Genomic DNA, 21,094 nt, shown 5'->3' on the forward strand with positions numbered 1-21,094 from the left:
CGGCACATGCAGGAAGTGACGACAGTCGAATTGCGGCCGGAAGCAGGCGCCGGCTCAGCCGGTCCCTCCGGTTTTTCGCCGCCTATCGTGGTGATACGGCCGACCAGGACGCAGTCGACGACATCTTTGCGCCACCGGCTGCTCGCCGCAGCCCGGCAATCGATTGGCGCCGGCATGCGCATGCTGGGCGAGGAGGCGGATCATGGCCGCTTGCTGCTTTTTTCGCCGGTGTTTCTCGGCGCCGGGGCGGCCTTCTGGTTTGTTGCGGCATCCGAATTTCCGCTTGTTGCATCGCTGCTCTCTCTGTTGGTGCTGACGATCGCGGTTCTCATCGTCGGCCGCAGCCGGGCGGCATTGCGGGCGACGCTGCTGGCGCCTGCACTCGTGGCCGGCGGCATGCTCTGCGCACAATTCGAGAGCTGGCGGGCTTCGACGGTGATCCTCGATTCCTCGGTGACGACGACAGTGACCGGCCGAGTCGAGCGGCGAGAAGGCGACGGCCGTGGGCGCTGGCGCTACATTCTTGCCGTCACCGGCACGGAGGCGCCGGAGTTGAAGCGGCCGCCGGGACGCATAACCGCGATCGTCCGCGGCGCCGACATGCCTTTCGACATCGGCGACCTCATCACCGGCAGGGCACGACTGACGCCGCCGGCAGGCCCCGCACTTCCCGAGCTCAACGACTTCTCCTTCGGTGCCTATTTCGATGGCATCGGCGCCAACGGCTTCTTCTACGGTGCGCCAGAGAAGGATCTGGAGGCGGGTCCGCAGGCTGCCAGATCGACATCGGCAGCTCTGCTGGAATGGCTTTACCGCCTGCGCAGTAGCATTGGCGACCGCATACGATCGATCCTGCCCGGCGACACCGGCGCTTTTGCCGCTGCTTTGGTGACCGACGAGCGACGCGCCATCTCGAATGCGACGACGGAGGCGCTGCGCCAGTCCGGCCTTGCTCATATTGTCGCGATCTCCGGCCTCAACATGGCGCTGTCGGCCGGCATCTTCTTCGTCGGCTTCCGGATGCTGCTCAGCCTTTTTCCGGGCGTCGCTCAGGCCTATCCGACAAAGAAGATCGCCGCCGCCGGCGCGCTCAGCGCCGTCACCGCCTACTACCTGATTTCCGGCTTCGGGGTCTCGGCCGAACGTGCCTTCATCATGATGGCGATCATGCTGGTCGCCGTCTTCTTCGACCGGCCGTCGATCAGCCTGCGCAATGTCGTTCTCTCGGCGCTCGTCATCATCGCCATTTCGCCGTCCGAAGTCTTGGGCCCGAGCTTCCAGATGTCCTTTGCCGCGACATTGGCACTCGTATCGGGTTATCAACTGTGGAAGGACCGGCGCGTCCGCGAAAACGCCTTGCTGAAACTGCCGGTCTTCCGACCGGTCGTTGCCGTCGCCGGCTTCTTCGGCGGCGTCTTCCTGACCTCGCTGATCGGCGGTTTTTCCACGGCGCTGTTTTCGATCGAACATTTTCATCGCCTGACCGCTTACGGGCTGCCGGCAAATCTCGCGACGATGCCGATCATCTCCTTCATCGTCATGCCGGCCGGGCTGCTGGCGATGTTGCTCATGCCGTTCGGTCTGGACGTTCCGCTCTGGAAGGTGGTCGGCCTCGGCCTCGACCTGGTGATTGCGGTCGCCAAAACGGTGTCCGGTTGGGGCGGTGATATCGGCATCGGCCGCTTGCCGGCTTGGTATTTCGCTGTCGCCGTGGCCGGCTTTCTGCTGCTGACGCTGCTGCGCACCCGGCTGCGCCATATCGGCACATCGATTATCGCCGTCTCTACGCTCGGCGTGCTGCTTCTGCCGCTTCCCCGGGCGCCGGATCTGGTGATTTCGGAGGATGGCAGTCTCGTCGCAGTGGTCGCGGCTGCGGCAATCGCTTCCAACCGCGAAAACCCGCCGGATTTCATCTTCGATCAGTGGCAGAGAGCACTTGTCCTGCCGACGCATTTCCCGCCGAAAATGCTGGATGGTCCCGCTGTCCCGCCGGAGGGAGACGACCGCCGCGTCAGGCTTTCCCGCGATCAGCAGAATGAAGCGAGGGCGGCGATGCGGGCGGCTGTCGCCGGTGGTGAAGCAAACCGCTTTTCCTGCGTCAAAAAGGCCTGGTGCACATCAAGGCTCGGCAATGGTCATGTGGTTGCCGTCATCGACAACGCTGCCTATCTCGGTCCGGCTTGCGACGCGGCGGATATCGTCGTGACGTCGGTCCGCCTGCGGTTCAACAGCTGCCGATCAGGAGCGACGCTCTTTACCGGTGAGACGCTGCGCAGGACTGGCTCCGTCGAGCTGCGCTTCGCCGATGCCGGCCTGGAGGTCGTGACCGCATTCGAAACCCTGTCGCGCCCATGGAAGCGCCATCGCGCCTATGACTGGCGCAGCAACAGTTTTGCCGAATCCGGCCTCTCCAATGTCAGTGATAGCGGCGAATGAGGCCGACGAGCTTGCCCTGCACCTTGACGCGGTCCGGCCCGAAAATCCGGGTCTCATAAGCCGGATTGGCAGCCTCCAGCGCGATCGAGGCGCCCTTGCGGCGGAAACGTTTGAGCGTCGCTTCTTCGTCATCGACCAGGGCAACGACAATGTCGCCGGGACTTGCGGTGCTGCCGTTGCGGATGATTACCGTGTCGCCGTCGAAGATGCCGGCGTCGATCATCGAATCGCCCTTGACCTCCAGCGCATAATGTTCGCCGGAGCCGAGCATGTCTGCGGGAACGACGATGTCGTGGGTGTTATTCTGGATCGCCGAGATCGGAACGCCGGCAGCGATCCGGCCCATGACCGGCACGGAGACGGAGTTGCCGTTATCGGCGACCGGTTTTGCAGGAGCGGGGGCGGCGACCGGCTGCGGCTTGCCGAGGCTGCCCTCGATGACGCTTGGCGAAAAGCCGCGCCGGGGCTGGATGCTCGGGCTGTAGGCCTCCGGAAGCTTGATGACCTCGAGCGCCCGGGCGCGGTTCGGTAGGCGGCGAATGAAGCCACGCTCTTCAAGCGCTGTGATCAAACGATGAATGCCGGATTTCGAGGCCAGATCCAGGGCATCCTTCATTTCGTCGAAAGAGGGCGGAATGCCGGATTCCTTCATGCGCTCATGAATGAAAAGCAGGAGCTCCTGTTGTTTGCGCGTGAGCATCGACGTGTGACCCCTTGATTGAAACAAATCCAGAACAGAACACTATATGTTCCATATGTGTTCCGCAAGTAGCTAAATTTCCGTAAAACTTGCCGCCAACTCGTTGAGTTTTTTATTTTCATTCGCCGGATTGGCGCACATGTCTTGCATTGAAGGTGGCGCTGTCGCACCCTCTTGCGTTTCAGGGAGGGATATCATGAACGAGCACTCGGCCAAACCGCACCCGCTGGATCATGTCGTGCTGCCCGTTGTCAATATCGACCTGGCGCGCGAAAGGCTCGGCAAGCTTGGCTTCACCGTTGCCGCCGATGCCCGCCATCCCTTCGGAACGGAGAATGCCTGCGTCTTCTTTGCCGACAAGACCTATCTGGAGCCGCTCGGTATCGCCAGCCGCGAGGAGAGCGAGGCATCGGCGCGGCAAGGCAATGTCTTCACCGCCCGCAATCGGGCCTTCCGCTTCCGCTGTGGCGAGGAGGGGCTTTCGGCGGTGGCGTTCGGCACCGGGGATGCCGGCCGCGCTCATCGGAGCTTCGTCGGCAGCGGATCGAGCGCCGGCGACATGCTGCAGTTCAGCCGGCCGATGAAAATGCCGGACGGTTCCGAGACCATGGCCGGCTTCAAGCTGGCCTTTGCCGCTGAGTTGCGCGCGCCGGATTTCTTCCTCTTCTGTGTTGAGCGCATCAATCCTCTGCCGGCCGATCGCGGTGCGCTAGAGACGCATGCCAATGGCGTCACCGGCATTGCCGAGATCGCGCTTTGCGCGCCGGACCCCTCTGCATTCGCCGCCTTCGTCAGCCTTGCAACGGCGCAATCGGCCGTCGAGAAAACCGGTTTCGGCGTTAATATCGCGGCGCCGAATGCGAAAATCAGCCTGATGACGCCGGAAGGGCTGGAGGCCTATTTCGAGATCGCCGTCGCATCCGCCGACCGCGGCCTGCGCGGCCGGGCTATCCTCTTTGCCGTCACCGATCTTGCCGTGACAGAAGCGCATTTGGCTGCTAACGGAGTGACCTACACGCGCAAGAACAATCGCATTCTGGTGAAGCCCGCGCCCGGGCAGGGCACGCTCTTCGCCTTCGAGGAAACACGATGAGCACTGATACGAATTCCGAAGTCAGGATCGGCGAGGGCGCAGGCCAGGTCACATTTTCCAATACCGGCCGCCTGTCGCTGATTGCCGGCCCTTGCCAGATGGAGAGCCGCGACCACGCCTTCATGGTTGCCGGCACACTGAAGGAGCTTTGCGCCAAACTCGGCATCGGTCTCGTCTACAAGAGCTCCTTCGATAAGGCAAACCGCACCTCGCTCTCTGCCGAACGCGGCATCGGGCTTGAAAAGGGCATGCAGATCTTCGCCGACCTGAAGAAGGAGTTCGGTTTTCCCGTCCTGACCGACGTCCACACCGCCGAGCAATGCGCCGCGGTGGCAAAAGTGGTCGATGTCCTGCAGATCCCGGCTTTCCTCTGCCGCCAGACCGACCTTCTGATCGCCGCCGCCGAGACCGGCCGCGCCGTCAATGTCAAGAAGGGCCAGTTCCTCGCTCCCTGGGATATGAAAAACGTCCTGAAGAAGCTCAATGCCAGCGGCAATCCGAACGTGCTGCTGTGCGAACGCGGCGCCTCCTTCGGTTATAACACTTTGGTCTCCGACATGCGCTCGCTGCCGATCATGGCGTCGATGGGCGCGCCGGTTGTTTTCGATGCAACGCATTCCGTGGCGCAGCCGGGCGGGCAGGGCGATTCCTCCGGTGGTCAGCGGGAATTTGTGGAAACGCTGGCGCGCGCAGCGGTGGCGACCGGTATCGCCGGCGTGTTCGTCGAAACCCATCAGGACCCCGACAACGCACCGTCCGACGGCCCGAACATGGTCTATCTCAAAGACATGCCGCGGCTTTTGGAAAAGCTGCTCGCCTTCGATGCTGTCGCCAAGGGCTGACAGTCAAAAGCCTGACATGTTCGTGCTATAGCGACGTTCAGACATGCAGGTCGAGGGTGTCGCAATGCGCCATTGTAATTTGCACGCCTTCGATTATGACAGGCTTCGAACGATTGATCACCCACCGAGCAGGAAGAACCCATGACTGCAATCACCGATATCATCGCCCGCGAGATTCTCGATAGCCGTGGCAACCCCACCGTCGAAGTTGATGTCTATCTCGAAGACGGCAGCATGGGCCGCGCGGCCGTTCCCTCGGGCGCTTCGACCGGCGCGCATGAGGCGGTCGAGCTGCGCGACGGCGGCAAGCGCTACCTCGGCAAGGGTGTGCAAAAGGCGGTCGATGCCGCCAACACCGAGATCTTCGACGCGATCGGCGGCATCGATGCCGAAAACCAGATCCAGATCGACAACATCATGATCGAGCTCGACGGCACGCCGAACAAGTCGCGCCTCGGCGCCAACGCCATTCTCGGCGTATCGCTGGCCGTCGCCAAGGCTGCCGCCCAGGCCTCCGGCCTGCCGCTCTACCGTTATGTCGGCGGCGCGTCCGCGTGCCTGCTTCCGGTTCCGATGATGAACATCATCAACGGCGGCGCCCATGCCGACAATCCTATCGATTTCCAGGAATTCATGATCCTGCCGGTCGGCGCCGATACGATCGCTGAAGCCGTACGCATGGGTTCGGAAGTCTTCCATACGCTCCGCAAGGAACTGGCCGCGCAGGGCCACAACACCAATGTCGGCGACGAAGGCGGTTTTGCACCCGGCCTGAAGAGCGCGCCCGAGGCTCTCGACTTCATCATGAAGTCGATCGAGAAAGCCGGCTATACACCGGGCGACGACATGTGCCTCGGCCTTGACTGCGCCTCGACGGAATTCTTCAAGGACGGCAAGTACGTTCTTGAAGGCGAGGGCCGCACGCTCGAATCGGGCGCCATGGCCGAATATCTGGCCGAACTCGCTGCTAAGTACCCGATCATCTCGATCGAGGACGGCATGGCCGAAGACGACTGGGACGGCTGGAAGACGCTGACCGACTTGGCCGGCAAGAAGACCCAGCTCGTCGGCGACGATCTCTTCGTCACCAACTCCGCTCGTCTTCGCGACGGCATTCGCATGGGCGTCGCCAATTCGATCCTCGTCAAGGTCAACCAGATCGGCTCGCTGACGGAAACGCTCGACGCCGTCAACACGGCGCACAAGGCAGCCTATACCGCCGTCATGTCCCACCGCTCCGGCGAAACCGAAGATTCGACCATCGCCGACCTCGCGGTCGCCACCAACTGCGGCCAGATCAAGACCGGCTCACTGTCGCGTTCCGACCGCCTCGCCAAGTACAACCAGCTGATCCGCATCGAGGAGGGCCTGGGCCCGCAGGCTCAGTATGCCGGCCGCTCGATCATCCGCGCCTGATCGAATCTGATTTTCAAACGGCTTGAGCCCGCGCCTCTCCGGCGCGGGTTTTTTGTTGCCCGTCTTTACGGTCAATGAACGGTTAATCTCTGCGCGTTATGCTGAACGAATTGGTAATGCGTTCAAGAGCATGCGTGTATGTGGACAAAGCATCATAAGAAGAGAAAGTTCGGCCGCTTCGTCATTCCGGCCATGACGGTCGCCTTCCTTTCCTATTTCGGTTATCATTGCATTCATGGCGATTACGGCCTGCGCGCAACAGAGACGTTCGAGCATCAGCGTGTCGCGCGTGAAAAAGAGCTTGCGATCTTGAAGGCGAAGCGCGAACATCTGGAAAATCAGGTCGCGCTGCTGAGTGACGGCTCGCTCGACAAGGATATGCTGGACGAAAAAGCGCGCTATCAGCTCAACATGTCGCGCGCGGACGAGATCGTCATATTCAACCATTATTCCAATTAACTGAAATCAGGTTAATTGGTATTTCCGAAATGTAATCAACTGTTTAGTGCTGAATATGAGCCATGCAATTATGGCATTGCTGTGGTCATCTTTCTTCCCTATGGTACGCGCCACCAAGAACCGACAAACCCATAGGGAGGGTTGAATGGCGCCGCGAAAGACCGCGACCGTTTCCAGCCGCAAAACTGCAGCAAAACCGGCAGCCAAAGCATCGAATGGAGGCCCGGTAGCCGACTTCGATCGCGATGAAGAGCTCAAGGCCTATCGCGAGATGCTGATGATCCGCCGCTTCGAGGAGAAGGCCGGCCAACTTTACGGCATGGGCTTCATCGGCGGCTTTTGCCACCTCTACATCGGTCAGGAAGCTGTCGTCGTCGGCATGCAGATGGCGCAGAAGGAAGGCGACCAGGTCATCACCGCCTATCGCGACCACGGCCACATGCTGGCAACCGGCATGGAAGCGCGCGGCGTCATGGCGGAACTGACCGGGCGCCGCAGCGGCTATTCCCACGGGAAGGGCGGCTCGATGCACATGTTCTCGAAAGAAAAGCATTTCTACGGCGGTCACGGCATCGTCGGTGCCCAGGTTTCACTCGGAACCGGTCTTGCCTTTGCCAACCATTACCGCGGCAACGGCAATGTCTCGATCGCCTATTTCGGCGACGGCGCCGCCAACCAGGGCCAGGTCTACGAGAGCTTCAACATGGCGGCCCTCTGGAAGCTGCCGATCGTCTATATCGTCGAGAACAACCGCTACGCCATGGGCACGTCGACGGCGCGCGCCACCGCCCAGTCGAACTACTCGCTGCGCGGTTCCGGCTTCGGCATCCCCGGCATTCAGGTCGATGGCATGGACGTTCGCGCCGTCAAGGCGGCGGCCGACGAGGCGCTCGAACATTGCCGCTCCGGCAAGGGTCCGATCATTCTCGAAATGCTGACCTATCGTTATCGCGGTCACTCCATGTCCGACCCGGCGAAGTATCGCTCCAAGGACGAAGTGCAGAAGATGCGCTCCGAACATGACCCGATCGAACAGGTGAAAGCACGCCTCGTCGAAAAGGGCTGGGCTTCCGAAGACGATCTGAAGGCGATCGACAAGGATGTCCGCGACATCGTCGCCGACAGCGCCGACTTCGCCCAGGCCGATCCGGAGCCGGATGCATCCGAGCTCTACACCGACATTCTGCTCTAATCGGGGAGGGAACCCATGCCTATCGATATCCTCATGCCCGCCCTCTCTCCGACGATGGAAGAAGGCACGCTGTCCAAATGGCTGAAACAGGAAGGTGACAAGGTCACCTCCGGCGACGTGATTGCCGAAATCGAAACCGACAAGGCGACGATGGAAGTCGAAGCCATCGACGAAGGCGTCATCGGCAAGCTGCTCGTCGACGCCGGCACCGAAGGCGTCAAGGTCAACACCAAGATCGCCGTGCTGTTGCAGGACGGCGAATCCGCCGCGGATATCTCCGCCGCCAAACCGGCCGCCGCTGCCGCCCCAGCGGTTGCCCAGGAACAAAAGCCGACCAATACCGGTTCTGCTGCAGCGCCGCTTCCGGCCGAGCCGAAGGGCGTCGTGCCGAATGACCCGGAAATTCCGGCCGGCACCGAAATGGTGTCGACCACCGTGCGCGAAGCGCTCCGCGACGCCATGGCCGAGGAAATGCGCGCCAGCGAAGATGTCTTCGTCATGGGCGAGGAAGTCGCCGAATATCAGGGCGCCTACAAGGTCACACAGGGCCTGCTGCAGGAATTCGGCCCTCGTCGTGTCATCGATACGCCTATCACCGAGCACGGTTTTGCCGGCGTCGGTGTCGGCGCCGCAATGGCCGGCCTTCGCCCGATCGTCGAATTTATGACCTTCAACTTCGCCATGCAGGCGATCGACCATATCATCAACTCCGCCGCCAAGACGCTCTATATGTCCGGCGGCCAGATGGGCGCGCCGATCGTGTTTCGCGGCCCGAATGGCGCCGCCGCCCGTGTCGGCGCCCAGCACAGCCAGGACTATGCTGCCTGGTACAGCGCAATCCCCGGCCTGAAGGTCGTCATGCCCTACACGGCATCCGACGCCAAGGGCCTGCTCAAGGCTGCGATCCGCGATCCGAATCCGGTCATCTTCCTCGAGAACGAAATTCTCTACGGCCAGCACTTCGATGTGCCGAAGCTCGACAATTTCGTCCTGCCGATCGGCAAGGCTCGCATCCATCGTCCGGGCAAGGACGTAACCGTGGTCTCCTTCGGCATCGGCATGACCTATGCGACGAAGGCTGTCGCCGAACTCGAAAAGATCGGCATCGACGTCGAACTGATCGACCTTCGCACCATCCGCCCGATGGATCTGCCGACCGTGATCGAATCGGTGAAGAAGACCGGTCGCCTGGTCACCGTCGAGGAAGGCTATCCGCAATCATCCGTCGGCACCGAAATCGCCACCCGCGTCATGCAGCAGGCCTTCGATTATCTCGATGCGCCGATTCTGACGATTGCCGGCAAGGATGTGCCGATGCCCTACGCCGCCAATCTCGAAAAGCTGGCGCTTCCGAACGTCGGCGAAGTCGTCGATGCGGTGAAGGCTGTTTGTTACAAATAAGGGGAGGGTATCTCGATGCCGATCAATATCACGATGCCCGCCCTCTCTCCGACCATGGAAGAAGGCAATCTTTCCAAATGGCTGGTCAAGGAAGGCGACACGGTCAAGTCTGGCGATGTGATCGCCGAGATCGAGACCGACAAGGCGACGATGGAAGTCGAAGCCGTCGATGAAGGCACGGTCGCCAAGCTCGTCGTTGCCGCCGGCACCGAAGGCGTCAAGGTCAATGCGCTGATCGCCGTTCTCGCCGCCGATGGCGAGGATGTCGCCGCTGCCGCAAGCGGCGCGGGCTCGCCCGCTCCGGCGCAGAAGGCCGAAGCCGCACCGGCCGCAAAAGCGGAGGCTGCACCGGCCCAGTCCGCTCCGGCTGCAGCACCGGCACCTGCCGCTGCACCTGCATCGGTTTCACCAGACGGCAGTCGCACCTTCTCTTCGCCGCTTGCCCGCAGGCTCGCCAAGGAGGCCGGTATCGACCTTTCGGCTGTCGCGGGCTCCGGCCCGCATGGCCGCGTCGTCAAGAACGACGTCGAAGCCGCCGTTGCCGGTGGTGGCGCCAAGGCCGCCACACCCGCAGCTACCGCTCCGCAAGCTGCTGCGGCTCCGGCTCCGGCCGCTGCAGCGCCGAAGGGCGCTTCCGAGGAGGCCGTGCTCAAGCTGTTCGAACCGGGTTCCTACGAGCTCGTGCCGCATGACGGCATGCGCAAGACGATCGCCAGACGCCTGGTCGAATCCAAGCAGACGATCCCGCATTTCTACGTCAGCGTCGATTGCGAGCTCGATGCTCTGATGGCGTTGCGCGCCCAGCTGAACGATGCAGCCCCGCGCAAGGATGGCGCTCCCGCCTACAAGCTCTCGGTCAACGACATGGTCATCAAGGCCATGGCGCTGTCGCTGCGCGACGTTCCGGATGCCAACGTCTCCTGGACCGACAACAACATGGTCAAGCACAAGTACGCCGATGTCGGCGTCGCCGTCTCGATCCCCGGCGGCCTGATCACCCCGATCATCCGCAAGGCCGAGCAGAAGACGCTGTCGGCGATCTCCAACGAGATGCGCGATCTCGGCAAGCGGGCCAAGGACCGCAAGCTGAAGCCCGAGGAATATCAGGGCGGCACCAGCTCGGTCTCGAACATGGGGATGATGGGCGTGAAGAACTTCGCCGCCGTCGTCAACCCGCCGCATGCGACCATCCTTGCGGTCGGCGCCGGCGAACAGCGGGTCGTCGTCAAGAAGGGCGAAATGGCTATCGCCACCGTGATGTCGGTCACGCTGTCGACCGACCATCGCTGCGTCGATGGCGCGCTCGGCGCCGAGCTGCTCCAGGCCTTCAAGGGCTATATCGAAAACCCGATGGGCATGCTGGTCTGACAACTGGGCGGAGGCGGAAATGACCAAGGCCGTTCTTTGTTATGGCGACTCGCTGACCTGGGGTTATGACGCCGAGACGATCGGCCGTCATGACTACAAGAATCGCTGGACGAGCGTGCTTCAGGCAGCGCTCGGCAGTGAGGCGCGTGTCATTGCCGAAGGCCTGAATGGTCGCACGACCGCTTTCGACGATCACCTGGCCGACTGCGACCGCAACGGTGCGCGCATTCTGCCGACGATCCTGCAGACGCACGCGCCGCTCGACCTCGTCATCCTTCTGCTCGGCACCAACGACATGAAGCCGGTCGTGGCCGGCTCGGCTTTTGCCGCCTGCCAGGGCATCAGCCGGCTCGTACGGCTGATCCGCAATCATGCCTGGCCCTTCGAATTCGACGGGCCGGAGATCCTGATCGTGGCGCCGCCGGCGATCTGCGCGACCGGCAATGTGCCTTTCGCCGCATCCTTTCCCGGCGGCATCGACGAATCGGCAAAGCTTGCAACCCTTTATCGTGATCTTGCCGACGAACTCGGCTGCGGCTTTTTCGACGGCAATTCCGTCGCCAGGACCACACCGATCGACGGCATTCACCTCGATGCGGAAAATACGCGTGCGCTCGGGCGTGGGCTGGAATCGATCGTACGGATGATGCTGGGGATCTGACCATGACCGCCTTCATCGCCCTGCGGCAGGCCTCACGGCGGGATGCCTCGGAGCTGGCGATCTTGGCGGATATTGCCTCGCACGGTTTTGCTTCCCGGCTCTGGTTCGCCGATGTGGCGAACGGCATCAGCGACACGCCCTTAGAGCGGGGCCGGCTGAAGATGAGCGAAGAGGAAGTTGTCGGCGGCTGGCAGGATGCCGTCATCGCCGAGGCCTATGGCGAGGTCGCGGGTGTGGCGATCGGCCATGCGCTGCAGGAAGGCATAGGCGATATCGAGGCGACGATTCCAGCGACCGAGCCGATGCTCGCCTTGCAGAAAACGGTAGTCGGAAGCTGGTTCGTCGGCAGTCTCGGCGTCTATCGCCATCTGCGCGGCATCGGCATCGGACGCAGGCTGCTGGAGGATCAGATCGACAGGGCCGATCGCCGCCCCGTCAGTCTCATTACCGCAAGTGATAACGAAGCGGCTCTGTCGCTTTATGGAAGAAACGGATTCCTGGAGGCTGCGCGCGCCGATGCCGTGCCGCTCTTCGAAAACAGCAAAAGACACGCGTGGGTGCTCATGACCCGCAGCGCAGCGTAACAAAGGCAGGAAACACATGGCTGAATCCTACGACGTCATCATCATCGGCTCCGGCCCCGGCGGCTATGTCGCCGCCATTCGCGCCAGCCAGCTCGGCCTCAAGACCGCGATTGTCGAGCGCGAGCATATGGGCGGCATCTGCCTGAACTGGGGCTGCATACCCACAAAGGCGCTGCTGCGCTCGGCCGAGGTGCTCGACCATGCTAATCACTTCAAGGATTACGGTCTCGTTCTCGAAGGCACGGTCAAGCCGGATGCCAAGGCCGTCGTCGGCCGCTCGCGCGCCGTCTCCGCCCGTCTCAATGCCGGCGTCGGCTTCCTGATGAAAAAGAACAAGATCGACATCATCTGGGGCGAGGGCAAGATAACCAAGCCTGGCGAGATCGTCGTCGGCAAGTCGTCAAAGCCCGCCGTCGAGCCGCAGCACCCGCTGCCGAAGAACGTCAAGGGCGAGGGCACCTATACCGCCAAGCATATCATCATCGCCACCGGCGCCCGCCCGCGCGCGCTGCCCGGCATCGAGCCTGATGGTAAACTGATCTGGACCTATTTCGAGGCGCTGAAGCCGGATGCACTGCCGAAGTCGCTGATCGTCATGGGTTCGGGCGCGATCGGTATCGAATTCGCAAGCTTCTATCGCTCGATGGGCGTCGACGTGACCGTTGTCGAAGTCATGCCGACCATCATGCCGGTCGAGGATGCCGAGATTACCGCCATCGCCCGCAAACAGCTTGAAAAGCGCGGCCTCAAGATCTTCACCAGCGCCAAGGTCACCAAGGTCGAGAAAGGTGCGGGCAGCATCACCGCGCATGTCGAGACCGCAGACGGCAAGGTCCAGCAGATCACTGCCGACCGGCTGATTTCGGCCGTCGGCGTTCAGGGCAACATCGAAAACCTCGGCCTCGAGGCGCTCGGCGTCAAGACCGACCGCGGCTGCGTCGTCATCGACGGTTACGGCAAGACCAGTGTCGCCGGCATCTATGCGATCGGCGATGTCGCCGGCCCGCCGATGCTGGCGCACAAGGCCGAGCATGAGGGCGTGGTCTGCGTCGAAAAGATCGCCGGCCTGGCGAACGTTCATCCCACTGATAAGGGCAAGGTCCCGGGCTGCACCTATTGCAATCCGCAGGTCGCCTCAGTCGGCATCACCGAAGCCAAGGCCAAGGAACAGGGCCGCGACATCCGCGTCGGCCGCTTCTCCTTCGCGGCGAACGGCAAGGCGATCGCGCTCGGCGAAGACCAGGGCATGGTGAAGGTGATCTTCGACAACAAGACCGGTGAGCTGCTCGGCGCCCACATGGTCGGCGCTGAAGTCACCGAGCTCATCCAGGGCTTCGTCGTCGCGATGAACCTCGAAACGACCGAGGAAGAACTGATGCACACCATCTTCCCGCATCCCACCGTTTCCGAAACGATGAAGGAAGCGGTTCTCGATGCTTACGGCCGTGTGCTGAACGCTTGATAATTTCCAAGGCCGCACTTTATCTCAGGGCGGCAAAGCCGTCCCGCCCGGGTGGCGTAAGCCATCCCCCGGGTTGGCCAAAACCATTCCCGTCGTGGCTTATTCCTCCGGGGTGGAAAAAACGAAAGGAAATCATCATGTCTATGGAGACACAGGCGTTGCTGGTGTTTTTGCTGATCGGCCTGGTCGCAGGCTTTCTCGCAAGTCTGGTCGTCGGTGGCGGCGGCTTGATAAGGTGCCTGCTGAGCGGCATCATCGGCGCCTTCGTCGGCGGTTATCTGTTCAGCGCGCTCGGTATTTCGCTGGGCATTGAAAATGCGCTGGTGGTACAGATCATCCACGCCACCGTCGGCGCCATCATCGTGGTGCTGATCGCCAGAGCGGTCGCTTGAGGCGCAACTGAAGGGCAGGGCAGAATGGAAAGTGTCGGCTGGATTTCGGCAATCATCATCGGCGGACTTGCGGGCTGGCTCGCCGGTAAGCTGATGGAAGCGCGATACGGGATTTTCCTGAACATCGTGCTCGGCATCGTCGGTTCGGTCGTCGCCAGCGCCGTGCTCGCGCAGTTTCATGTCGAAGTGGTCGGTGGGCGGCTCGGTTACTTCGTGACGGGTTTCCTCGGCGCCTGCCTGCTGATATTCCTGGCGCGGCTCGTGCGGCGCTAGATCCGGATGATTTGCCGCAAGGAGCGGTAGAAAGCTGATACTGCAATGGTGACCATTCTCGACACGATCAATCCTGACGCCAAGCGCGTGCGCCATCCCGAAAAGGCGCATCGGCCCGATACGGAAGTCATGCGCAAGCCGGACTGGATCCGCGTCAAGGCGCCGACCTCCAAGGGGTATGCCGAGACGCGCGCGATCGTGAAGGAGCACAAGCTCGTCACCGTCTGCGAAGAGGCCGGCTGCCCGAATATCGGCGAGTGCTGGGACAAGAAGCACGCCACTTTCATGATCATGGGCGAGATCTGTACTCGCGCCTGCGCCTTCTGCAACGTCGCCACCGGCAAGCCGAACGCGCTCGATATGGCCGAGCCGGAGAATGTCGCCAAGGCGGTCAAGGAGATGGGCCTATCCCACGTCGTCATCACCTCGGTCGACCGTGACGACCTGGAGGACGGCGGCGCCGAACACTTCGAAAAGGTGATCTGGGCGATCCGCGCAGCCTCGCCGATGACGACGATCGAGATCCTGACGCCGGATTTCCTGAAGAAGCCTGGTGCGCTGGAACGCGTTGTCGCCGCCAAGCCTGACGTTTTCAACCACAATATGGAAACGGTGCCCGGCAACTATCTGACGGTTCGCCCCGGCGCGCGCTATTTCCATTCGGTCCGCCTGCTGCAGCGGGTGAAGGAACTCGATCCCACCATGTTCACCAAATCGGGCATCATGGTCGGCCTCGGCGAGGAGCGCAACGAGGTGCTGCAGCTGATGGACGATCTGCGCACCGCCGACGTCGATTTCCTGACGATCGGCCAGTACCTGCAGCCGACCCGCAAACATCACAGGGTCGAAAGCTTCGTCACTCCAGACGAGTTCAAGTCTTATGAGACCGTCGCCTACAGCAAGGGCTTCCTGATGGTCGCCTCCAGCCCGCTGACCCGCTCCTCCCACCATGCCGGCGACGATTTCGCCCGGCTGAGAGCGGCGCGCGAAAAGAAGCTGCTGATCGCCGTCGAGTAAGAGCCGGCCTCAGGGTCGGCGTATCGCCCATTGCAGCGCGGGGTAGCTGCCGATCATCTGGAACGCGCCAACCTCGACTGCCTCGCGAATGGCGACAGCTACGCCACTGTGGGTATGCCCGAGAGTGTCGTGCCAATCGTCACCGGCGACAATACCGCCCGGTTTTACCTTACGCCTCAGCACTTTGAGCTCCTCGGCCGTGCCAGCATAGGAATGCGAAGAATCCAGATAGACCCAGTCAAGATGGTCGTCGGGAAGCTGCTCAAGGAAGGGTACTGAATAGGCCACATGCACCGATACGCTTGCGCCATGCGCATTCTTTTTGATACGTCGCGAAGCCACATCGTGGGCGCGCCTAGTCGATAACCGGCCATTGGCGGTATAAATGCCCCAGTCCGGATAGCGATTTCCGAAAATCAACCACCAAGGGTCGACGAAATAGGCGGACTTCGGTCTGGCCCGGTCGAGCAGAATGGTCGAGAACAATCCGGTGAACACGCCAAGCTCAGCGCCGACACCACCCTTAGGAAGCAAATCACAGAGGAATTGTCTGCTCTTCAATCGGTGGTCGAACAAAAATTCGGACTGTAGAAATTTATAGTCTAGAGGTGTGCTCCCGGCAAAAAGTATATCTTTTGCATTTGTGATGAAATGTTCTGTCAAAAAGCTCATGTGCGCCACCACCCATAATTGGGTGCCCCACATATAGGTTCAGTAGTCCGGTCTGGCAAGCAATCTTATTGGAATGTGCCATAACTATACTATATCGGTAAGATTAAGGATCGTCAGGGCAATCACCCGGTGGAACAGACATCGAAATCCATGCCAATCCATGTCGTTGACCCGGTTCGTCCGGCGGAAATCGTCAGAAGCGCCGACCGTATCCTGGTGATCGGCTGCCCCGGCAGCGGCAAGAGCACGCTCGCAAAGCGGCTTTCGCGAGCCCTCGACCTTGGCTACATCTCCATGGACCGCGACTTCTATTGGCTGCCCGGCTGGAGAAAGAGGCCGCGCGACGAGATCGACCGCCTGATCGCCACTGCCGCGGCGGCGGAACGCTGGATCATGGATGGGACCGGCCTCAGCTCCTTCCATCTCCGCCTGCCACGCGCCGATGCGGTCATTTGGCTTCGCCCGCCAAGATATGCATGCCTCTACGGTATCGTCTCAAGAGCGTTTCGTTATTTTGGGCGCGACCGTCCCGAACTGCCCGCCGGATGCCCTGAAGGCCCCTCGCTGGATGCTCTCGCCTATATCTGGAATTTCGAGCGGGATGCGGTCCCCTTGATCGAGGCCGCCCTTCGGGACTATGGGCTTGCAAATTCCACTGTCGTCATAACATCACGCGCAGCAGCTAGCCGGCTCGCCGCTACTAGTGCTTAGGAACGTGACCGCATGAGCGTTTCCTTTCGCCGGCTGATGGCCCACACTCCGAGCGAAGAGGCAGCAAAGGCGAGGGCGATGCGGAAGTTGTGAACGAACAGCCAGGTGTCGAGCTTCGCCGAAACCTGGTCGGCTGCCACCGCCTTTGCGCCGAAAGCGTCGTTGCTAGGCACAAAATAGGCCATCGTCAGCACGAGAATAGCGGCGATACAGCCCGCCTCGGCAAGCCAGAGATTGCGCGTTGCCGCATTGCTCCAGTCGATCCAGAGCATGCCGGCCACCCCGATCAGCGTTGGGATCACGACGAGTGGAATGGCGCGTTGGATAAAGCCGCCATACCTGCCGAACGAGTCAAGGAAATCGGCGGGAGGCAGGCTCTTCCAGTGTCCGCCAAGGATGATTCCGATGGCGAGCATGACGCCCCCGAACCCCGCAGGACCGGCGATTGCCATGATTTTGAACAGCAGTGACATGTGGTTGCTTCCTTCTAATGATGCTCAAGCTGTGCAGATGCCGGCTACGGCGATCTTCTGAAACAGGTGCGGTCTTGCAACCGCGGATGCCGGATACGCGGCGACCTGGGCGCGGAAGTCGGGATGATTGAACGCAGCGCGGAATGCTTCATTCGATTGCCACACCGCATAGTTCAGATAAGCCATGCTTTGGCCGAGCGCTCGATGGAGCTGCGTCGAGATGAAGCCGGGCTGTCGCTTCATAAAATCAGCGTCACGGCTCCAGACTTCGAGGAAGCGCGACTCATCAGCGCGGTCGAGCGTGAAGAGATTGATCAGCACGACCGGGGTTGCATCGACATCGAGCTGGCGCTGGATCGGAAAATTCTCGTCAAGTGGTTGCATATGCGTCATTTAAGACTCCTTCATATTGGTATAATGATGTCAATCTGGTGTGATGCATACATATTAACTTGACATGATGATGTCAATAACGACATATGGTGACAGATGGATGAAGCGACACGAACCCCGATAGGCGAGGCCTTGACGGATCTGATCCTTTCGATGTTTCGGGTGAACAACTTGACCTTGATCTGGGGAGACCGACTAGTTGCGCCCTACGGGCTGACCAGCGCACGCTGGCAGATATTGGGGGCGATCGTGCATGCCGATCGGCCGCAGCCGGTGGCATGGCTCGCCCGGGACCTCGGTGCCAACCGCCAGAACGTGCAGCGCATCGTCAATGATCTGTACGGAGAAGGGCTGGTCGAATTCGAACCCAACCCGCATCACCGGCGAGCGCAACTCGTCGTGCTGACCGGGAAAGGACAGCAAGCTTACGATGCCGCGATCGCTGCCTACAATCCGCGCGTCAACGCCATGGCCGGAGGACTTTCACTTGCCGAAATCCAAACCGCGCATCGCGTTATGATGACGCTGCGGCACAGTCTCGAAGGAGAAATCGATGCGGAAAAGCACGACTGATCGTTACGGCACAATCGCCGTCACCATGCATTGGCTGACCGCGATAGTCTTGCTCGTTGCCCTTGTCTCCGGTTTCCGAACCGGAAATGCCGTCGAGCCGCTCGCAAAGGCGGCGCTTCTCCGCGTGCATATCCCAGCAGCGATCATGGTTCTTTTGCTGACCGTGTGTCGCATCGCCTGGTGGTCGCTTTTCGATAAGAAACCGCTGCCAGCGAAGGGGGCACCCTCGTGGCAAGAGCGGTTGGCGCGCGTTGTTCATCTTGTCCTCTATGTCGTCATCCTCGGCATGATCGCGAGCGGTTTCGGCATGATCGCGCTGAGCGGCGCGGTGCAAGCCATATTCGGAGCTGGCACGGAATTGCCGGACTTCCACCTCTTTTCACCGCGCCTGCCACATGGGCTTGGGGCCAATCTACTGCTCGCGCTGCTCTTCACCCATGTTGGGGCGGCACTATTCCATCAGTTCATCCGCAGCGACGGGTTGCTCTGGCGCATGTGGTATGGGCGCTGAGAACGAAACTAGGCATCCCGGAACCGCGCTTGCGACGAGAAAGTCGCACCGCTGGCATGCCAATTCTTCAGCTAAAATCCCGTCGTCAGATGCGCGAGCTTCTTGATCTTCTCGGCCGGCCCGCTTAATTGCCGCCTATGCCGCAATTCGAAACCCATCGTCCCGTCCCGCACACACCCGAGCAGATGTTTGACCTCGTTGCCGATGTCGAGCGCTATCCGGAATTTCTGCCGCTCTGCGAGGCCCTGGCCATCAGGAGCCGCAAGGAGCGCGACGGCAAGATCCTGCTCGTCGCCGATATGACGGTCGGCTACAAGGCGATCCGCGAGACCTTCACGACCCAGGTGCTGCTGAACCGGGCCGAGCACGTTATCGAGGTCAAATATATCGATGGTCCGTTCAGATATCTCGACAATCGCTGGCATTTCGCCGAGACGCCGACCGGCGGCTGCACCGTCGATTTCTTCATCGACTACGAGTTCAAGAGCCGCATCCTCGGGGCGTTGATGGGCTCGATGTTCGACCGCGCCTTCCGCATGTTCACCGAAGCCTTCGAGACCAGGGCAAACCGGATCTACACGACGGCCTGACGCGGCGACTGCCGAAGGTGTCGTCAGCCGGCGAGGAGCGAGTGCACCATTTCCAGCGCCGTCCGGACGGTTGCCAGCCGAACCTCGCTGCGGCCGATATCGCCATAGAGCATCTTTCGATGGATGAGCGCGCCGGCGCGTGACTTGGCGGCGAGATGCACGAGGCCGACGGGTTTTTCGGGCGATCCGCCGCCGGGGCCGGCAATGCCGGTGACGGCAATGGCGATTGCGGCGCGCGAGCGGAAGAGGGCGCCATGCATCATCTGCCGCGCCGTTTCCTCCGACACCGCCCCGAAGCGCAGCAGCGTTTCCGCTTGCACGCCGAGCAATTCGATCTTCGCGGTATTGGTATAGGTCACGAAGCCGCGGTCGACGACGGCCGAGGAGCCCGATATCTCGGTCAGCGCGCCGGCGATCAATCCGCCGGTGCAGGATTCGGCGGTCGAGATCACCAGCCCGGCGGTGGTGAAGTCACGGATGATCGTCTCCGCCGCCGACAGAATATCCTGAGGAAAAAGGCTCATCATTTCCTCCCGCGATAGACGACGGTCGCCGTGGCGATCGCCGCGATGCCTTCGCGCCGGCCGACGAAGCCGATCGTCTCGTTGGTGGTCGCCTTGACCGAGCAGCGCTCGATATCGATACCGAGATAATCCGACAGTTTCGCCCGCATGGCTTGGCGATGCGGGCCGACCTTCGGCGCCTCGGCGATCAGCGAGACGTCGGCATTCATGATCGTGCCGCCGTGATCGCGCACGATCCGGGCGGCATGCTCGATGAAGATCCGCGACGCCGCGCCCTTCCATCGCGGGTCCGATGGCGGGAAATGATCGCCGATATCGCCGGCGCCGCAGGTGGCAAGCAGCGCGTCCGTCAGCGCATGCAGCGCGACGTCGGCATCGGAATGTCCTTTGAGCTTCTGGTCATGCGGAATGAACACACCGCAGAGCGTCACGCCATCGCCTGCTTCAAGCTGGTGCACGTCGTACCCATTGCCGGTGCGCACATCGGGAAGCGGTGACGTCGACAGCTTGTCGTCGGCCATGGCGATATCCTTCTTCACCGTCAGCTTGACGTTATCGGGCGTGCCCTCGACGATCGTCACCGGAATGCCCAGCCATTCGGCGATTGAGGCATCGTCGGTGAAATCGCTTCGCCCGCTCGCCGCCGCCTGTTCATGCGCGTCAAGGATCGTTTCGAAGGCGAAGGACTGCGGCGTCTGCGCCGCGTAGAGGTGCTCGCGCGAAACGGTCGTCAGCACGGTGCCGGCGCTGTCGGCGCGTTTCAGCGTGTCGGTGACCGGGATCGCCGGCAGCACCGCCTGCGCGCCGTCGCCGAGGCTCTCGGTAATGCGGTCGAGAAGCACGTGGTCGAAGAACGGCCGCACGGCATCGTGGATCAGCACATGGCTGATTTGCTTGTCCTTGAGATATCTGAGACCGGCCAGCACGGATTGCTGCCGGGTCGCGCCGCCATGCACCGTTTCGATCGGTGTTGCCGAGATGATGTGGCGAAAGGCTCTGGCAAACAGCGCCTCGTCATCGGGATGAATGACGACGACGATCTCGGTCGCCGCTTCCCATGTCATGAAGTTTTCAAGCGTATGCACGATAACCGGCTTGCCGCCGATCATGCGATATTGCTTGGGGCCTTCCTTTGAGGAGCCTGCACGCTCGCCGCGGCCGGCGGCAACGATGACAATTCCAGCCGATATCGGTTGCTTAGAAGGCATTTGCAGCATAAATCCCCTAAAATATGCGGAATTGACCCGAGTGCTCTAACGTCTTGCTTTGGCCTTTTCCAGCATCTGCCCGAAAAATATCGATTTCGATCCCAGCCCCCTTGGCAAGCCGGGGAACAATGGCTAAAAATCAT

General features: G+C 61.4%; 24 protein-coding genes and 1 pseudogene. 19 read left to right on the plus strand and 6 right to left on the minus strand.

What is annotated here, in order from left to right; genetic code table 11:
• The first annotated feature begins 6 nt into the window (after positions 1-6).
• Positions 7-2,436 (plus strand): ComEC/Rec2 family competence protein, encoded by a 2,430-nt coding sequence (locus HJB82_RS04285; RefSeq protein WP_207584093.1) that lies wholly within the window; start codon positions 7-9, stop codon positions 2,434-2,436.
• On the opposite strand, the gene lexA is transcribed toward HJB82_RS04285, so the two are convergent.
• Entirely contained in the window at positions 2,417-3,136 is a 720-nt protein-coding gene (lexA, locus tag HJB82_RS04290; RefSeq protein ID WP_007628683.1) for a transcriptional repressor LexA, read from the minus strand. The genes HJB82_RS04285 and lexA overlap by 20 nt on opposite strands.
• 196 nt (positions 3,137-3,332) lie before the next feature.
• Between lexA and HJB82_RS04295 the strand changes: the two genes are divergently transcribed.
• From HJB82_RS04295 to lipA, 13 genes are all read left to right on the plus strand, one after another.
• Positions 3,333-4,229, plus strand: coding sequence for a VOC family protein (locus tag HJB82_RS04295; RefSeq protein WP_207584094.1), 897 nt, complete (start codon positions 3,333-3,335; stop codon positions 4,227-4,229).
• Entirely contained in the window at positions 4,226-5,071 is an 846-nt protein-coding gene (gene kdsA / locus HJB82_RS04300) for a 3-deoxy-8-phosphooctulonate synthase (protein ID WP_207584095.1), read from the plus strand. Before HJB82_RS04295 ends, kdsA begins: the two co-directional genes overlap by 4 nt.
• Before the next feature lie 141 nt (positions 5,072-5,212).
• Positions 5,213-6,487 carry a phosphopyruvate hydratase gene (gene eno, locus HJB82_RS04305; protein ID WP_207584096.1) on the plus strand — a complete coding sequence of 425 codons (1,275 nt, stop codon included), beginning with the start codon at positions 5,213-5,215 and terminating at the stop codon, positions 6,485-6,487.
• Between the two features lie 138 nt (positions 6,488-6,625).
• The gene (locus HJB82_RS04310) at positions 6,626-6,946 is read left to right on the plus strand and encodes a septum formation initiator family protein (RefSeq protein ID WP_049735204.1); all 321 of its coding nucleotides are present in this window, start codon (positions 6,626-6,628) and stop codon (positions 6,944-6,946) included.
• A gap of 145 nt (positions 6,947-7,091) precedes the next feature.
• Positions 7,092-8,138: a pyruvate dehydrogenase (acetyl-transferring) E1 component subunit alpha gene (pdhA, locus tag HJB82_RS04315; RefSeq protein WP_207584097.1), complete on the plus strand. Its 1,047-nt coding sequence runs from the start codon at positions 7,092-7,094 to the stop codon at positions 8,136-8,138.
• Between the two features lie 15 nt (positions 8,139-8,153).
• Positions 8,154-9,539 (plus strand): pyruvate dehydrogenase complex E1 component subunit beta, encoded by a 1,386-nt coding sequence (locus tag HJB82_RS04320; protein ID WP_221139619.1) that lies wholly within the window; start codon positions 8,154-8,156, stop codon positions 9,537-9,539.
• 15 nt (positions 9,540-9,554) lie between these two features.
• On the plus strand, positions 9,555-10,907 hold the full coding sequence (locus tag HJB82_RS04325) for a pyruvate dehydrogenase complex dihydrolipoamide acetyltransferase (protein ID WP_207584099.1): 1,353 nt from the start codon (positions 9,555-9,557) through the stop codon (positions 10,905-10,907).
• Between the two features lie 19 nt (positions 10,908-10,926).
• Complete coding sequence (locus tag HJB82_RS04330; protein WP_207584100.1) at positions 10,927-11,568, plus strand: SGNH/GDSL hydrolase family protein; 642 nt, start codon at positions 10,927-10,929, stop codon at positions 11,566-11,568.
• A 2-nt stretch (positions 11,569-11,570) separates the two neighbouring features.
• The gene (locus HJB82_RS04335; RefSeq protein ID WP_221117265.1) at positions 11,571-12,152 is read left to right on the plus strand and encodes an N-acetyltransferase; all 582 of its coding nucleotides are present in this window, start codon (positions 11,571-11,573) and stop codon (positions 12,150-12,152) included.
• 16 nt (positions 12,153-12,168) lie between these two features.
• Positions 12,169-13,614: a dihydrolipoyl dehydrogenase gene (lpdA, locus tag HJB82_RS04340; RefSeq protein WP_221117264.1), complete on the plus strand. Its 1,446-nt coding sequence runs from the start codon at positions 12,169-12,171 to the stop codon at positions 13,612-13,614.
• A gap of 137 nt (positions 13,615-13,751) precedes the next feature.
• Positions 13,752-14,006 carry a GlsB/YeaQ/YmgE family stress response membrane protein gene (locus HJB82_RS04345; RefSeq protein WP_003539329.1) on the plus strand — a complete coding sequence of 85 codons (255 nt, stop codon included), beginning with the start codon at positions 13,752-13,754 and terminating at the stop codon, positions 14,004-14,006.
• A 24-nt stretch (positions 14,007-14,030) separates the two neighbouring features.
• Positions 14,031-14,279, plus strand: coding sequence for a GlsB/YeaQ/YmgE family stress response membrane protein (locus tag HJB82_RS04350; protein WP_012757333.1), 249 nt, complete (start codon positions 14,031-14,033; stop codon positions 14,277-14,279).
• Positions 14,280-14,324: 45 nt separating this feature from the next.
• Positions 14,325-15,296: a lipoyl synthase gene (lipA, locus tag HJB82_RS04355; RefSeq protein ID WP_221139620.1), complete on the plus strand. Its 972-nt coding sequence runs from the start codon at positions 14,325-14,327 to the stop codon at positions 15,294-15,296.
• A 9-nt stretch (positions 15,297-15,305) separates the two neighbouring features.
• On the opposite strand, the gene HJB82_RS04360 is transcribed toward lipA, so the two are convergent.
• The gene (locus tag HJB82_RS04360) at positions 15,306-15,968 is read right to left on the minus strand and encodes a class I SAM-dependent methyltransferase (RefSeq protein WP_259669481.1); all 663 of its coding nucleotides are present in this window, start codon (positions 15,966-15,968) and stop codon (positions 15,306-15,308) included.
• A 150-nt stretch (positions 15,969-16,118) separates the two neighbouring features.
• Between HJB82_RS04360 and HJB82_RS04365 the strand changes: the two genes are divergently transcribed.
• On the plus strand, positions 16,119-16,679 hold the full coding sequence (locus tag HJB82_RS04365) for an AAA family ATPase (protein WP_221139680.1): 561 nt from the start codon (positions 16,119-16,121) through the stop codon (positions 16,677-16,679).
• Here the strand turns inward: HJB82_RS04365 and HJB82_RS04370 are convergent.
• Together HJB82_RS04370 and HJB82_RS04375 are read right to left on the minus strand one after the other, a co-directional pair.
• Positions 16,676-17,152, minus strand: coding sequence for a DUF1772 domain-containing protein (locus tag HJB82_RS04370; RefSeq protein ID WP_221139621.1), 477 nt, complete (start codon positions 17,150-17,152; stop codon positions 16,676-16,678). The genes HJB82_RS04365 and HJB82_RS04370 overlap by 4 nt on opposite strands.
• 24 nt (positions 17,153-17,176) lie before the next feature.
• The gene (locus HJB82_RS04375; protein WP_221117262.1) at positions 17,177-17,545 is read right to left on the minus strand and encodes an antibiotic biosynthesis monooxygenase; all 369 of its coding nucleotides are present in this window, start codon (positions 17,543-17,545) and stop codon (positions 17,177-17,179) included.
• Between the two features lie 96 nt (positions 17,546-17,641).
• Between HJB82_RS04375 and HJB82_RS04380 the strand changes: the two genes are divergently transcribed.
• The 4 genes and pseudogenes from HJB82_RS04380 (at position 17,642) to HJB82_RS04390 (ending at position 19,219) form a co-directional block, all read left to right on the plus strand.
• Positions 17,642-18,118: a MarR family winged helix-turn-helix transcriptional regulator gene (locus tag HJB82_RS04380; protein WP_221139622.1), complete on the plus strand. Its 477-nt coding sequence runs from the start codon at positions 17,642-17,644 to the stop codon at positions 18,116-18,118.
• Positions 18,099-18,629: a cytochrome b gene (locus HJB82_RS04385; RefSeq protein WP_221139623.1), complete on the plus strand. Its 531-nt coding sequence runs from the start codon at positions 18,099-18,101 to the stop codon at positions 18,627-18,629. Before HJB82_RS04380 ends, HJB82_RS04385 begins: the two co-directional genes overlap by 20 nt.
• A 56-nt stretch (positions 18,630-18,685) precedes the next feature.
• A pseudogene (locus HJB82_RS31500) lies at positions 18,686-18,757 on the plus strand (AAA family ATPase); the annotation flags it as partial.
• Between the two features lie 9 nt (positions 18,758-18,766).
• The gene (locus HJB82_RS04390) at positions 18,767-19,219 is read left to right on the plus strand and encodes a type II toxin-antitoxin system RatA family toxin (RefSeq protein ID WP_209884844.1); all 453 of its coding nucleotides are present in this window, start codon (positions 18,767-18,769) and stop codon (positions 19,217-19,219) included.
• 23 nt (positions 19,220-19,242) lie between these two features.
• Here the strand turns inward: HJB82_RS04390 and HJB82_RS04395 are convergent, their stop codons facing one another.
• Together HJB82_RS04395 and HJB82_RS04400 are read right to left on the minus strand one after the other, a co-directional pair.
• Complete coding sequence (locus HJB82_RS04395) at positions 19,243-19,746, minus strand: CinA family protein (protein ID WP_221117260.1); 504 nt, start codon at positions 19,744-19,746, stop codon at positions 19,243-19,245.
• Positions 19,743-20,960: a bifunctional 2-C-methyl-D-erythritol 4-phosphate cytidylyltransferase/2-C-methyl-D-erythritol 2,4-cyclodiphosphate synthase gene (locus tag HJB82_RS04400; RefSeq protein ID WP_221117259.1), complete on the minus strand. Its 1,218-nt coding sequence runs from the start codon at positions 20,958-20,960 to the stop codon at positions 19,743-19,745. Before HJB82_RS04400 ends, HJB82_RS04395 begins: the two co-directional genes overlap by 4 nt.
• Positions 20,961-21,094 lie beyond the last annotated feature (134 nt).

It is taken from the genome of Rhizobium sp. NZLR10, from assembly GCF_019685125.1.
Taxonomy (GTDB): Bacteria; Pseudomonadota; Alphaproteobacteria; order Rhizobiales; family Rhizobiaceae; genus Rhizobium.

What these genes read in the sequence shown, in the direction of transcription:
- HJB82_RS04285 (WP_207584093.1), top strand. Translation starts at nt 7, where the DNA reads ATGCAGGAAGTGACGACAGTCGAATTGCGGCCGGAAGCAGGCGCCGGC.
- lexA (WP_007628683.1), bottom strand. Translation starts at nt 3,136, where the DNA reads ATGCTCACGCGCAAACAACAGGAGCTCCTGCTTTTCATTCATGAGCGC.
- HJB82_RS04295 (WP_207584094.1), top strand. Translation starts at nt 3,333, where the DNA reads ATGAACGAGCACTCGGCCAAACCGCACCCGCTGGATCATGTCGTGCTG.
- kdsA (WP_207584095.1), top strand. Translation starts at nt 4,226, where the DNA reads ATGAGCACTGATACGAATTCCGAAGTCAGGATCGGCGAGGGCGCAGGC.
- eno (WP_207584096.1), top strand. Translation starts at nt 5,213, where the DNA reads ATGACTGCAATCACCGATATCATCGCCCGCGAGATTCTCGATAGCCGT.
- HJB82_RS04310 (WP_049735204.1), top strand. Translation starts at nt 6,626, where the DNA reads ATGTGGACAAAGCATCATAAGAAGAGAAAGTTCGGCCGCTTCGTCATT.
- pdhA (WP_207584097.1), top strand. Translation starts at nt 7,092, where the DNA reads ATGGCGCCGCGAAAGACCGCGACCGTTTCCAGCCGCAAAACTGCAGCA.
- HJB82_RS04320 (WP_221139619.1), top strand. Translation starts at nt 8,154, where the DNA reads ATGCCTATCGATATCCTCATGCCCGCCCTCTCTCCGACGATGGAAGAA.
- HJB82_RS04325 (WP_207584099.1), top strand. Translation starts at nt 9,555, where the DNA reads ATGCCGATCAATATCACGATGCCCGCCCTCTCTCCGACCATGGAAGAA.
- HJB82_RS04330 (WP_207584100.1), top strand. Translation starts at nt 10,927, where the DNA reads ATGACCAAGGCCGTTCTTTGTTATGGCGACTCGCTGACCTGGGGTTAT.
- HJB82_RS04335 (WP_221117265.1), top strand. Translation starts at nt 11,571, where the DNA reads ATGACCGCCTTCATCGCCCTGCGGCAGGCCTCACGGCGGGATGCCTCG.
- lpdA (WP_221117264.1), top strand. Translation starts at nt 12,169, where the DNA reads ATGGCTGAATCCTACGACGTCATCATCATCGGCTCCGGCCCCGGCGGC.
- HJB82_RS04345 (WP_003539329.1), top strand. Translation starts at nt 13,752, where the DNA reads ATGTCTATGGAGACACAGGCGTTGCTGGTGTTTTTGCTGATCGGCCTG.
- HJB82_RS04350 (WP_012757333.1), top strand. Translation starts at nt 14,031, where the DNA reads ATGGAAAGTGTCGGCTGGATTTCGGCAATCATCATCGGCGGACTTGCG.
- lipA (WP_221139620.1), top strand. Translation starts at nt 14,325, where the DNA reads ATGGTGACCATTCTCGACACGATCAATCCTGACGCCAAGCGCGTGCGC.
- HJB82_RS04360 (WP_259669481.1), bottom strand. Translation starts at nt 15,968, where the DNA reads ATGAGCTTTTTGACAGAACATTTCATCACAAATGCAAAAGATATACTT.
- HJB82_RS04365 (WP_221139680.1), top strand. Translation starts at nt 16,119, where the DNA reads ATGCCAATCCATGTCGTTGACCCGGTTCGTCCGGCGGAAATCGTCAGA.
- HJB82_RS04370 (WP_221139621.1), bottom strand. Translation starts at nt 17,152, where the DNA reads ATGTCACTGCTGTTCAAAATCATGGCAATCGCCGGTCCTGCGGGGTTC.
- HJB82_RS04375 (WP_221117262.1), bottom strand. Translation starts at nt 17,545, where the DNA reads ATGACGCATATGCAACCACTTGACGAGAATTTTCCGATCCAGCGCCAG.
- HJB82_RS04380 (WP_221139622.1), top strand. Translation starts at nt 17,642, where the DNA reads ATGGATGAAGCGACACGAACCCCGATAGGCGAGGCCTTGACGGATCTG.
- HJB82_RS04385 (WP_221139623.1), top strand. Translation starts at nt 18,099, where the DNA reads ATGCGGAAAAGCACGACTGATCGTTACGGCACAATCGCCGTCACCATG.
- HJB82_RS04390 (WP_209884844.1), top strand. Translation starts at nt 18,767, where the DNA reads ATGCCGCAATTCGAAACCCATCGTCCCGTCCCGCACACACCCGAGCAG.
- HJB82_RS04395 (WP_221117260.1), bottom strand. Translation starts at nt 19,746, where the DNA reads ATGATGAGCCTTTTTCCTCAGGATATTCTGTCGGCGGCGGAGACGATC.
- HJB82_RS04400 (WP_221117259.1), bottom strand. Translation starts at nt 20,960, where the DNA reads ATGCTGCAAATGCCTTCTAAGCAACCGATATCGGCTGGAATTGTCATC.